The 12,371-nt window shown below is 69.2% G+C and carries 8 protein-coding genes; 4 read left to right on the top strand and 4 right to left on the bottom strand.

Annotated elements, in window-relative coordinates; all coding sequences use genetic code 11:
- The first annotated feature begins 13 nt into the window (after positions 1–13).
- Positions 14–1,498, top strand: coding sequence for an AAA family ATPase (locus BCD48_RS39340; RefSeq protein ID WP_116271815.1), 1,485 nt, complete (start codon positions 14–16; stop codon positions 1,496–1,498).
- Positions 1,499–1,559: 61 nt separating this feature from the next.
- Here BCD48_RS39340 and BCD48_RS50925 read toward each other — a convergent pair whose 3' ends face one another.
- Positions 1,560–3,104, bottom strand: coding sequence for a wHTH domain-containing protein (locus BCD48_RS50925; RefSeq protein ID WP_131804199.1), 1,545 nt, complete (start codon positions 3,102–3,104; stop codon positions 1,560–1,562).
- Between the two features lie 62 nt (positions 3,105–3,166).
- Positions 3,167–3,781: a TMEM175 family protein gene (locus BCD48_RS39335; protein WP_071053489.1), complete on the bottom strand. Its 615-nt coding sequence runs from the start codon at positions 3,779–3,781 to the stop codon at positions 3,167–3,169.
- Between the two features lie 376 nt (positions 3,782–4,157).
- On the opposite strand from BCD48_RS39335, the gene BCD48_RS39330 reads away from it, so the two are divergent.
- From BCD48_RS39330 to BCD48_RS39320, 3 genes are all read left to right on the top strand, one after another.
- Positions 4,158–4,940, top strand: coding sequence for an enoyl-CoA hydratase/isomerase family protein (locus tag BCD48_RS39330; protein WP_071053488.1), 783 nt, complete (start codon positions 4,158–4,160; stop codon positions 4,938–4,940).
- A 4-nt stretch (positions 4,941–4,944) separates the two neighbouring features.
- Positions 4,945–6,024 (top strand): SDR family oxidoreductase, encoded by a 1,080-nt coding sequence (locus BCD48_RS39325; RefSeq protein ID WP_241842341.1) that lies wholly within the window; start codon positions 4,945–4,947, stop codon positions 6,022–6,024.
- A gap of 64 nt (positions 6,025–6,088) precedes the next feature.
- On the top strand, positions 6,089–7,303 hold the full coding sequence (locus BCD48_RS39320) for an LLM class flavin-dependent oxidoreductase (protein ID WP_083419899.1): 1,215 nt from the start codon (positions 6,089–6,091) through the stop codon (positions 7,301–7,303).
- 101 nt (positions 7,304–7,404) lie between these two features.
- On the opposite strand, the gene BCD48_RS39315 is transcribed toward BCD48_RS39320, so the two are convergent.
- On the bottom strand, positions 7,405–10,749 hold the full coding sequence (locus tag BCD48_RS39315; protein WP_071053487.1) for a protein kinase domain-containing protein: 3,345 nt from the start codon (positions 10,747–10,749) through the stop codon (positions 7,405–7,407).
- A 630-nt stretch (positions 10,750–11,379) separates the two neighbouring features.
- The gene (locus BCD48_RS39310) at positions 11,380–12,237 is read right to left on the bottom strand and encodes an SMP-30/gluconolactonase/LRE family protein (RefSeq protein ID WP_071053486.1); all 858 of its coding nucleotides are present in this window, start codon (positions 12,235–12,237) and stop codon (positions 11,380–11,382) included.
- Between the last annotated feature and the right edge of the window lie 134 nt (positions 12,238–12,371).

Here is a 12,371-nt window from a genome sequence, read left to right as displayed (position 1 = left end):
CTGGGCAGGCGACATGATCCTCAAGCCAGAGCAGGTCTACGACCGGGACTTCGAGTGGGGGCACCTGACGGCGTTCGCGCGGCGAACCGGCGGGCAGGCGCAGCTCGGCATCGTAAGCGGGCGGCGGCGGCAGGGGAAGACGTTCCTGCTGGAGGCGATCGCACGGGAGAGCGGTGGACTCTACTTTGGCGCAACCCAGGCGACCGAGGCCGAGTCATTGCAGTTGTTCGCCGACGTGCTGGCGGAGAGGATCGACCTCCCGGTGCCGCCTCGCTTCGCGAGCTGGGATGAGGCCGTCGTGTACCTGTTCTCCGTGGGTGCCCCACTGCCGGGCCCGGTCGTGATCGACGAGTTCCCCTATTTGAGCACTGTGTCACCGGCGTTGCCATCGATCCTGCAACGGGAGATGGACCGGGCGGTGTCACCGACACGCGGCACCAAACAGGGGATCTCCCTGCTGCTGTGCGGGTCGGCCATGTCCGTCATGGGCAAATTGCTGGCGGGAACCGCCCCCCTACGGGGTCGGGCCAGCCTCGAGCTAGTGGTCCATCCCTTCGAATATCCGGTCGCCGCCAGGTTTTGGGGCATCGGCGATCCTCGACTCGCGGTCGCGCATCATGCGGTGGTCGGTGGCACCCCCGCGTACCGCCGCTTCGTCAACGAGGACGCCCCGGCCGGCCCGGAGGACTTCGACAACTGGGTGCTGCGCACCGTCCTCAACCCTGGAACGCCGTTGTTCCGGGAGGCCCGCTACCTGCTGGACGAGGAGGCCGGTGTCCGCGACTCCGCGATGTACCACTCGGTCCTCGGCGCGGTCGCGAACGGCAACAACTCCCGCGGAGGCATTGCAACCTATGTCGGTCGTAAAGCGACCGACATCAGCCACCATCTGGGCATGTTGGAGGATTGTGGTCTGTTGCGCCGCGAGCCGGACCTTTTTCGGCAGGGACGATCGGTCTACCGCATCGCCGAGCCATTGATCGTCTTCTATCAGGCGATCATGCGGCCGCGATGGGGACTGCTGGAGAGCGGCCGGGCAGTGCCCGTCTGGCGAGATGCCAGACCCCGCTTCTCAGCCCAGGTCCTCGGGCCGCACTTCGAGCAGATCTGCCGCGAGTTCGCGGTCAGCGCGCCGCCTGAGCTGTTCGGTGAGCTCCCAGGTGAGGTCGGGGCCGGCGTCGTGGCGGATCCGGAATGCAAGAGCCAGATCCAGATCGACGTCGCGGTCCTCGCCCCGCCCGTTCAGAGCGAGCCGCGGCGGGTCCTCTCTCTCGGCGAGGCGAAATGGGGCGACGTGATGGGCACCCGCCACGTGGAGCGGCTACGCCGCGCCCGCGACCTGCTCGCGGCCAAGGGCTACGACGTCCGCGACACCGTCCTCGCCTGCTACAGCGGCGCCGGCTTCGACCCAGCACTGACCACCGCCACCACTGCGACGCCCGCCGGGGCCAAGATCGCAACAATCGATCTCACTCGCCTCTACGCCGAGCCTGCCTGATCCTCGACGGACACAGCCCCTCGCTCCGTCTCGGACGTCTCATCCGACGGCGGGGTGAGACTCACGCCAGGTGGCAAGGCCCACCCGAGTTCCACCAACCGCCGCACAGCCGGGATGAACGGCGGGCCACCCTCGAGACTCTTGCCGAGCAGGCGACACAGATGCAGAGCCGGAACCGGAGCATAAAGATCGACGAGCCGACGAGCCGACTTCCACAACGGACCTTCGGGACTATATTCAGATCGTTTCTTTGTAGATCATGTGCCACTTCCGCTTCGCGCGGCACGGCGAACCCGTAGGCCAGGAGGCGCTTGATGATCTCCCTTGCGGATAGGGCCGTGTGGAGCGTCGCCAGCGCAATGTGAACTGGCGGTACCGGCTTGTCCCATGGAATCCAGGGCCCTTCTCCGCCAAGGCACTTGCTGAGCACCACCAGATCCGCGGATTCCACGCGGTCAGGCAGACGGTCGGATGCCGGGACGTCGAAGCCACAGGCCAGCAGCCGCGCGGCCACGCCGACGGGTGTCCACGCCGTTCGTGATGCGACGAACGCAATATGACCACGGTCAACCGGTTTCGCCGGGTCCAGACGACGACGGGAATCCGTCGGACCGCTCAATAGAATGCTATTAAAGTCTCTGGGGAATAGGTCGGCGCCCGGCGGGTCAAATCCATATGCTCTGAGCCTTTCGACTACCTCCTCGATGCCACGGTTGTTCTCCATTGCCGCCAACGCGACCATCCACGCCGGAACCTCCGGCGATGGAAGATCGTCAGTCTGGGATAGAATCTCCGCGTCGCCCGGCTCCACACGGTCCGGAAGAATTTCGTTACTCGGGCCCTCGAACCCGTACGCGCACAACCGGTCGATCACCTCGCGTGGCGCCCGACGGACACGATCCGCGATCTGGACGACGAAAGCCACGGACAGCCGTGCGACCTTCTCCGAATCTGTCTCCGAGCGCCGAATGAGGCGAGCCCAGATAAAGTCACTCCACTGAAGATAGGATATGATCTCACGGTCAATCTCGAGAAACTCGTCCGAAAGACTCTGGGGAACGCTACCAGTAAAACCGTAGGTACCCAGGGTGCATGCGATGTCCCATGGCGATCTTTGCGTTTCACCGGAAGCCGCGACCAAGTCGGCGGCGTCGAATTTCCGCCACGATTTGAACACACGCCCTAGGGACCGAATTACCTTGTTCTCGCAGTTGAGCAGCGCACGGCCGGCTGTCGGTATCTGCTCGGGTACGCCAGCGGAGGAGTTCAGCGTGATTCCGTAGTCGGCGAGCCGAGCAACAATTTCTCGAGGCGCCTTTCCAGTCACCGCGGACGCCTGTGTCACGTGAGCGAGCGACGCCTGAGAATCGGGAATTAACCATGGAGGAGAACCGTCCAGTTTAAGGCTCAGCAGCACTAGATCACATTCGTCGACCGCAGCCGGGAGACGGATTTCCGAGGGAATTCGGTATCCGCATGAAACCAAGATTTCGGTTACATCGTTCACAGAGATTCCCGTTTTCTCGGATATTATGGCCAGGAAACCGGGAAAAACCAATGTCACCATCGCCCTCGACGCGCAGACCCGTCTCTCCATCAGTGCCATCTGCTCACCACACCCATGACCGCCGTTGACCGAGCGGCGGGCTTCGCCGGGCCGGCCGCGGGTCAGTCCGGGGTGCCGAGGTCTCGGATGGCGTGCTCGATGCGGCGGTCGGGGATGAGCCACATGAGCGCGCCGGCCGCGTAGCAGGCGATGGCGATCAGGACACCGACGTGTCCGTGCGGGTCGACGAGCTGGGCGCACAGGATGCCGGTCAGGTAGATCACCGGCGATATCTTGCCTTTCACGTCCCGGCCGACGGCCTGCCGCAGCGGCGAATCGGCGCCCTGTCCGCGGATGATTACCAGCTGAAGGATGTAGTACGCGATCGCGGCGAGCAGCAGGTTGATGCCGTACAGGACGACGGGGCTGTGGGCGAACTTGCTCTCGTCCATCCAGGCGGTGGTGAACGGGAACAGCGAGAGGAAGAACAGCAGCCCGAGGTTCGCCCACAGCACGACCCCGGTGACCTGGCGTGTCAGCTGGAACATGTGATGGTGGTTGTTCCAGTAGATCCCGACGTAGACGAAGCTGAGCAGGTAGGTCAGCAGGCCCGAGCCGGCCGCGTGCCGTAGCGCGGCGAAGTCATGGCCCTCGGGGATCTTCAGCTCCAGGACCATGATCGTGATGATGATGGCCAGAACGCCGTCGCTGAATGCCTCCAGCCGGCTCGTCCGCACCGCGTGACCGCCTCACCGCCGCCCTGACCGGCGGCCCTCGGGCGCGGCGTCCATCTCGCCGCACGCACCAATCCGTGTGCCGCCCATAAGACCATCCCGCACCCGGCGCCTCGCCAGGGCTACCCCGCCCGCGGGACGACCACGGCGAAGCCGGGCCCGGCGGGCGTCTCGCGTCACTTGCGGCCGAAGACACCAGGAAGGTAGAACCGTGTTACAACATGGGCCTCGCAGGCTCCCCGGAGGGCCCTCCTGACCGAGGAGAGACCGCCCACGCTTCTCTCCTGGCGGCCGCGAGCCGCGGCCCGCTCCGGGGTCGGAGCTCCGGGCCGGTCCTGGGTCGGCTCGCGGCCGTTGGTGAGGCGGAAGGCGTGCGCACATGGCTGACGAACGGGTCCGGCTCGAGGTCGACGGGCCGATCGCCACGATCACGAACAACAACCCGGACAAGCACAACGCCTTCGACGACGCGATGGACCTCGCTCTTTTCGAGATCCTCGACGAGCTGGCGGAGCGACGCGACCTACGGGCGGTGATCTGGCGAGCGGAGGGGAAGTCGTTCTCCTCCGGTCGCGACGTCGCCGCGATCGGCGGCGGAGCCGTCGAACTCAGTCACCACGAGCTGATGAAACGCGGTCACCGCGGCATCCTGCGGATCCTCGACATCGAGGCCCCGATCCTGGTCGCGATGAAGGGCTGGTCGATTGGAGCGTCGTTTCAACGGGCGCTGATCGGTGACATCCGGGTGGCCGCCCAGGGCGCCCGGATGATGCTGCCGGAGCTTGGCTACGGCGTCATCCCGGACACCGGTGGCATCGGCCGGCTGTACCAGATCTGTGGCCACGGCGTGGTGAGTGACCTGGTGCTCACCGGCAGGGCGATGGGGGCCGACGAGGCGCTGGCGCACGGTGTCGTCTCCCGGGTCGTGCCGGCCGACGAGCTGGACAGCACGGTGCGCGAGATGGCCGAGAAGATCGCCGCCGCGCCGAAGGTCTCGGTGAACATGGCGCGCCGCGTGATCCGCCACCTCTCGGAGCCGACGCTGCGCTCGTCGATGGCGGACGAGCTCGTTTTCCAGACCTTCATCAGCAGGTCGGACGACATCGCGGAGATGCGGACGGCACGGGCCGAGGGGCGCCCGCCCCGATACACGGGGAGCTGACTACATGACCGGCAACGGACCCATGGGAACGAACCCGACCGACGGCGCCGAGGGGCCCAAGGCGGCCAACGCGAACGCCACGGACGCCACGGACGCCACGGACGCCACGGACACGGTGAACGGAGCAAACGGCGGGACGGGCGGAACCGCCTCGGTCAGCGCCAGCGCCAGCGCCGACGGCGCCGCAGGCCGGACCGGCGACGCTCAGGGTGTCATCGGGCTGTCCGAGCCGCCCGGCGCCGGTGAGAGCGCATTACCGCCCGGCACCTTCGACGGCGTCGCGGTCGTCGTCACGGGCGGCGGCACCGGGCTCGGCCGGGCGATCGCCACCGAGTTCGCCCGCCTCGGCGCCTCTATCGTCATCGGCAGCCGCAAGCAGGAGCATCTCGACGCCGGCCGGGAGGCCATGGAGAAGCTCGGCGCCCCGGTCCTCGCGGCCCGCTGCGACATCCGTGACCCCGAGAAGGTCGCGGACCTGTTCGACGCGGCCGAGGCCGCGTTCGGCCCGCCCGGTGTGCTCGTCAACAACGCCGCCGCCAACTTCCCCGTCCCGGCCGAGGACATGTCGCCGAACGCCTGGCGCACGGTCGTCGACATCACCCTCAACGGCACCTTCTTCTGCGCCCGCGAGTTCGCCCGCCGGTTGATGGCCGCCGGTCGGACCGGCTCCATCGTCAACGTCGGCGCGTCCTACGCCTGGACGGGCGGCCCCGGCTTCGCCCACTCGGCCGCGGCCAAGGCCGGGGTGAAGAACATGGTCGAGACGCTCGCCGTCGAGTGGGGGCCGTACGGGATTCAGGTGAACGGGCTCGTTCCCGGGCTCTTCCCGCATGAGGACATGACGGCCGATATCCAGGCCAACCTCGCCCGCACCCACGACAAGGCCGTCGCCCAGCCGGCGATGCGGGTCGGCCGGCCGCGCGAGCTCGGCTGGGCGGCGACGTTCCTGGCTTCGCCCTATGCCCGGTTCATCTCCGGGCACACGCTGGTCGTCGACGGCGCGAACTGGCAGCGCCGGGCGCTGACAAACCCGGCGGTGGTCACCGTCCGCGACCAGATGGGCCGCGGCCCCTTCACCCCCTGACCATCGGTCGCCGGCCGCCGGCCGCCTGACCTCTCACCTCGCTTCTCGTCGACGGAGGCTCGTCTTGTCCCTGTCCCACACGATCACCAACCAGGTCGCGGCCGGGGCGCGCTGGCCGCTGCGGTTCGGCATCTTCCTGGCGCCGTTCCACAAGGCCGGCCGCAACCCGACGCTGCTGCTCGAACAGGATCTGGCCCTGATCGAGCATCTCGACCGGCTCGGCTTCGACGAGGCGTGGATCGGCGAGCACCACTCCGGCGGATGGGAGATCATCTCGTCGCCGGAGGTGTTCATCGCGAGCGCCGCCGCCAGGACCCGCCGCATCCGGCTCGGCACCGGCGTCGTCTCGCTGCCGTACCACCATCCGCTGCACGTCGCCGACCGGATCGTCCTGCTCGACCACCTGACGCGCGGCCGGGTGATGCTTGGCGTTGGCCCGGGCCAGCTCGCCTCCGACGCCCACATGCTCGGCATCGACACCAACCGGCAGCGGGAGATGATGGAGGAGTCCCTCGAGGCCGTCGTCGCGCTCCTCGCCGGCGAGGAGCCGGTGACCCGGCAGACCGACTGGTTCACCCTGCGGGACGCGGTGCTGCAGCTCGCCCCGTACACCCGGCCGCGCCCGGAGATCGCCGTGGCCGCCACCTTCTCCCCCGCCGGCCCGCGCACCGCCGGCCGGTTCGGCGCCGGGATGCTCTCCATCGCCGCGAGCCAGGCCGGCGGCTTCGACATTCTCGGCTCCCACTGGGAGGTCGCAGGCGAGATGGCCGCGCGGCACGGGCAGACGATGGACCGGCGCGGCTGGCGGCTGATGGGCCAGATGCACCTGGCCGACACCGTCGAGCAGGCGGCGAAGGACGTCGCCTACGGGCTGACCGCCGTGCAGAACTACCAGTCAAAGGTGCTTCCGATACCACTCGACCCGTCGACCCCGCTGGCGGAGCGCATCGAGCACGGCAACGCGACCGGCTCGTTCATCTGCGGCACCCCGGACATGGCGATCGCGCAGATCGAGCGGCTGTGGCAGCAGTCCGGCGGCTTCGGCGGCTACCTGCTCCTCGCCGCCGACCTCGCCGACCCGGAGGCCACCCGGCACAGCTACGACCTGTTCGCCCGGGAGGTCGTCCCGCACTTCACCGGCGCCTCCGCGGCCCCGCTCGCCTCCGAGAACTGGCAGTTCGGCAAGTCAAAGACGTGGCGCGACCAGACCGCGGCCGCCATCGGCAAGGCGGTCCAGGACCACGCCGCCGCCACCGCGCCCACCCCGGCGACCAGCTGACCGGTCTCTCGGCGGTCTTCGTCGGAAATCGGCCACGTCTGTGGCGGCGGCTTCCTTGGCCGGGGTCGCCGTCAGTGGTACGCCGAGAAACGGCCCGCGTCTCAGACCTGAGGCAGCGCGCGGTCATCGGACAGCCTTCGGACCGAGCGAAAGTGCTCGTCAAGCACACCGGCATCGAACCGGACGGCGTTCACGGCCCACCAGAACGCGTCGCCGGCGCCATCGCCAGCGATCTTGTAGGAGCCGCCGGGCAGCAGGACCGCCCACCCGTCACCAAGCCCCATCAGGATCGCGTATGGGCGCCCCCCATCCGTCCGCCACAACCGCACCGTCCCGTCGGCGCCCGCCGCGGCCACCAGCCGGCCCTCCGGCGAGAACACCACCGCGTTCACCGGTCCCGCCGGACCGGTGAGCTGGCTCAGTTGGCGCCCGCCAGCCACGTCCCACAGCCGCACCGTGCCGTCCTCCCCGGCGGAGGCGACCAGGCGGCCATCCGGGGAGAACGCGACCGCGTTCACCGGTCCGACGTGGCCGGCGAGCGGGACACCCTGGGACGCGACGACGGGCTCCCACAGCCGCACCATGCCCTCGCCGCCCCCCGAGGCAAGCAGATGCTCGGTCGGGGAGAACGCGAGTCCCAATACCGTGCCCTCGTGACCCGCGAGGCGACGTAGCTGGCGGCCACTGGCCGTTTCCCACAGCCGCACCGTCCTGTCCTCTCCGCCAGAAACGAGCAGGCTGCCGTCCGGTGAGAACGCCACGGCGTTCACCCGGTCCTTGTGGCCGGTGAGCTGGCGCGGCGCCTGCCCGCCAGCGGTGTCATACAGCCGCACCTTCTTGTCGTCACCGGCGCAGGCCAGCAGGGCGGCATCCGCTGAGAACTCCAGCGCGCGCACCCGGCCGCAGTCCCCGCCGAGCTGGCGCAGCGCGCGTCCGCCGGAGGTCTCCCACAGCCGCACGGCGTGATCGTCACCGCCGGAGGCCAGGAGGCGGCCATCCGGGGAGAACGCCACCGCGTTCACCACGTCAGAGTGACCGGTGAGCAGGTGCAGCTGGCGCCCTGTGGACCGCTCCCACAGCCGGACCGCGTTGTCGTCACCGGCAGAGGCGAGCAGCGCACGGTTCGCGGAGAACACGACCGTCGACACCGCCGTGGCGAGGCTCGTTGTGTACGAGAGTGGCCGCCCGCTCGCTGTCTCCCATCGCCGGAGAACGGCGTCGTCGCCACCGGACGCGATCAGTCGGCCATCGACGGAGAACCCCACCGCGTTGACCGCGCCTGTATGGCCCGTGAGCTGGTAAAGCGGCCGCCCGCTCGCGGTGTCCCACAGCTGCACGATCTTGTCGGTCGCGGCGGAGGCGATGAGGTGGCCATCCGGCGAGAACGCCACCGCGTTCACCGCACCGGAATGACCGGTGAGCAGGTGGTACGGCCGCCCGTTGGCGGCATACCAGAGCCGCACCGCCTTGTCCTCGCCGCACGAGGCGACCAGACGGTTATCTGAGGAGAACACCGCCGCGTTCACCGCGCCTGTATGGCCCGTAAGCTGGTAAAGCAGAGTCCCGCTGCCCGTTTCCCACAGCCGCACCGTCTGGTCGTCGCCGCCCGAGGCGACCAGACGCCCATCCGGTGAGAACGCCACCGCGTTCACCGCACCGGTGTGACCGGTGAGCGGGCCGATCTGGCGTCCAGTGGACGTCTCCCACAGCCGAACCGCGCCGTCGTCGCCACCCGAGGCGATCAGGATGCCGTCCGGGGAGAACGCCACCGCGTTCACGGGGCTCGGGGTACCGCTGCGCAGGTGGTGCCCGGTGAGTAGGCCGATCTCGCGTCCTGTGGACGTCTCCCACAGCCGCACCGTGTGGTCGGCACCCGCGGAGGCCGCCCGAGCGCCGCGGGGTGAGAACGCCGCCGCGTTGACGGCACCGACATGACCGGTGAGAACACGGATCAGCCGCCCGCTGGATGCCTCCCACAGCCGCAGCGCGCCGTCCTGGCCCGCGGACATGAGGAGGCCACCCCACGGATCTACAGCGATCGAGCGCAGCGACGCGGGCGGGGGCGGGATGATGAGCGTCGCCGGATCGCGGCCGGTGACCGCGGCCGACGCCAGTTCGTCACCCATCAGGGCAGCGGGGTCGACGGCGCAGGACAGCAGCGCCGCCCGCGTCCAACGGACGCTGTCCAGCACTGCCCCGGCCAGGTCGGTGTGGACGAGCCGCGCGGCGCTCAGGTCGGCCCCGGTCAGGTCCGCGCCGACGAGCGAGACGTGGTCGAGCAGGGCGCCGGTCAAAACGGTATCGCGCAGCACGGCACCGGCGAGCGTGGTGCCGGTCAGGCGGATGCCGGCCAGGTCACGACCCGACAGGTCCGCATTGGTCAGATTCCGACCCGACAGGTCCGCGTCGGTCAGGTCCCTGCCCAACAGACCCTCGTTCGCCTGTCCGCGCGGCGGGTCACTCGGTCGTGAGACGGGATGCGGCCGTGTGCTGACGGGGGTGTCGCCGTCCCGGGGGCTCTCGCCCTTCGGCTTCGGCGCGGGGGGTGGGACCTGTCGGGGCTTGTGAGCCGACGCGGGGACGAGCTCCGGCTGAGCCGGAGCCGGCAGGACGGGAGCCGGCTGGGCGGCCGTGCGGATGTCATCGCTCGCCCACAGGAGTATTCCGGGCCGGGTCAGCCAGCCCGGTCTGAAGGCGCCAGCGCCCGCCCGCGCCAGGTCGAGCGCGAATTCACGGGCCGTCCCGTGACGCCGCACGACGTCGGCTTCGAGCGCCTTCATCACCACCTTGGCGATGGGTTCGGGCGCGACTGGCTCGGGCGGGCGGGTGCTCACCTGGGTCTGCCACAGCTCGAACAGGGTCAGGGCGGGGTCGAATGGCGGCCGGCCGGACAACAGCCGATAGAGCACCACACCAAGGGCGTAGACGTCGGTGGCCGGGCCGAGCTCACCCGGGCCCAACTGCTCGGGCGCCATGTGGCCCGGGCTACCGATCACGTAGCTTCCCTTGCCCTCCTGGAGGATCTTCGCGATGCCGAAGTCGGCGACTTTCGGCGTCCCGTCGCGGGCGAACAGGATGTTGTCCGGCTTGATGTCCCGATGCAGCACGCCAGCGGTGTGCGCGTACTCGAGCGCCTCGGCAATGGCGATCCCCACCACGCAGGACTCCTCCAGAGCCAGCCTGTTCGTCCGCTGCCGGTCCTTCAGGGTGCCTCCGGACAGATGCTCCATGATCAGAACACGGAGCTGCTGCTCCGGGCTCTCGCGATAGTCGAAGACCCGGGCGACGTGCGGGTGGTCAAGGTCGGCGAGCACCCGCGCCTCACGCAGGAACCGGTCCTGCTGGCCCGGCTGTGTCAGCACCTTGATCGCGACGCGGCGTCCCATGGCCCGATGACGCCCGTCGAAGACCAGTCCGAACCCACCCTGGCCGAGTGTGTCGCCCACCTCGTAGTCAGGCAGCGCCTCTTGGACCGCAGCCCTGTATATCGACACTCGCCCAGCCCCCGAGACACCGCGTTGGTCTGAGCCGTCAGTATCGCCGATATAGGAAGAGCGCTGGCCGCTATGCCTTTGCTGGCGGTGGGATGTCGGCGTCCCGCCCATACGCGCCCGCGTCGTGGCGCGTATGGGCAGAGCCGGCCCAGCCCACCGTCTGGCCATCTTTCCCGGTCACGGTGACGTCTGGCACGGTGCCGACAGACTCGGCTCCAGTCCGGTGCGCCGGGCGGCGGCCTCGCCAGCGCGAGCCCGTATGCGCGGGAGGAACGCTCACGCCCCGGCCGCGCCAGGTATACGGGGCCCTGGACACGACGGACTACCCATCGGGCCGCTCGACTGAACGGCCCGAACCGACCTGGCGCCGGGAGCCGACGACGCCGCCCGTGTCAGACCGTCGGGATCGCGACGTGGACACCTTTACTATTTTGACTACAGATGATCATGATCGTCGTCCCACGCCCCCCGCTGGACGAGCCTCGCGTGACTGAATGGCCAGAGCGGTTGTCGAAGACCAAGGCAGCTGGAAGGTCGAGCGGGTGGAAGACCAGGACGGGGAAGGTCAGGGGGGTCGGAAGGTCAGGGCAGACCGTCGCCCGGCACACGGACCCGCACCATGGTGACAGTGGACGTTCGCGCGCCGCCCAGGGCCGCGGAGTTCCAGTCGACGGCGGACAGGAGAAAAAGCGTCCGGCGGTCCGGTCCGCCCAGCGCGCAGGCGATGGCCATCCGGTCCCCCAGGGGAATGCGGTCCGTGACCTCGCCGCCCGGCACTATCCGCCGGAACTCGTGGGCCAGCGGAAAGGCGGCCCAGATTCCTCCCAGCGCGTCCAGGGCGATCCCGTCCGCGGCCGCGTCAGGAGTCGCGGCGACGACTCGCCGGCCGCCAAGGCCAAGGTCGGCGTCCAGGTCGAAGGCCGTGAGTCGCCTGGCCTTGGACTCGGCGACCGTAAGCGTCTGGCCATCCGGCGATATCACGGTGCCGTTGGGAAAGTTCATCTTCTCCGCGGCCACCGAGACCTGGCCGTCCGGGGCGACGCGCAGGAGCAGCCCGGCGTCCGGCGCGAGCGTGTAGCTGCCCACGAAGGCCGTCCCGTCGGCGGCGACGACCATGTCGTTGAGCTCGTCGTCAACGAGGTGGCCAAGCCGGGCGTACACGGAGCACGTGCGGTCCGGGGAGAGCCGGAGCAGTTCGCGGTCCGCCATCGAGACGATCAGAAGCGAGCCATCCGGCAGGAAGCCGAGGCCGGACGGCTTCTTGCCTGGCATCTCCAGCACCCGGGTGGTCTCGCCGGTCATCGTCGTGGTGTACACCGCCTCGCCATGCATGTCCGAGAACCAGAGCTTCCCGTCCCGCCAGCGCGGCCCCTCGGCGAAGACGAACCCGTCGGCCACCAGCTCCGGGCGGGCGCCCGGCTCGAGCACCGCCATGGTCATTGCCCGCCTCCCACGCCCGCCCGACCCATTAGTGCTCCTGGTGACAGGGGCCTCCGGAGGTGCGAACGAAGAGCATTTTCGCACCTCCTTTGGCCCTCTAGTGCTTCCGGTGACAGGGGCCTCCGGAGGTGCGA

Origin of the sequence: Pseudofrankia coriaricola, from assembly GCF_001854805.1 — a bacterium.
Taxonomy (GTDB): domain Bacteria; phylum Actinomycetota; class Actinomycetes; order Frankiales; family Frankiaceae; genus Pseudofrankia.
Note: the sequence above shows the minus strand (reverse complement) of the source record. Positions and strands in the feature narration are given on the sequence as shown.

What these genes read in the sequence shown, in the direction of transcription:
- BCD48_RS39340 (WP_116271815.1), top strand. Translation starts at nt 14, where the DNA reads ATGATCCTCAAGCCAGAGCAGGTCTACGACCGGGACTTCGAGTGGGGG.
- BCD48_RS50925 (WP_131804199.1), bottom strand. Translation starts at nt 3,104, where the DNA reads ATGGCACTGATGGAGAGACGGGTCTGCGCGTCGAGGGCGATGGTGACA.
- BCD48_RS39330 (WP_071053488.1), top strand. Translation starts at nt 4,158, where the DNA reads ATGGCTGACGAACGGGTCCGGCTCGAGGTCGACGGGCCGATCGCCACG.
- BCD48_RS39325 (WP_241842341.1), top strand. Translation starts at nt 4,945, where the DNA reads ATGACCGGCAACGGACCCATGGGAACGAACCCGACCGACGGCGCCGAG.
- BCD48_RS39310 (WP_071053486.1), bottom strand. Translation starts at nt 12,237, where the DNA reads ATGACCATGGCGGTGCTCGAGCCGGGCGCCCGCCCGGAGCTGGTGGCC.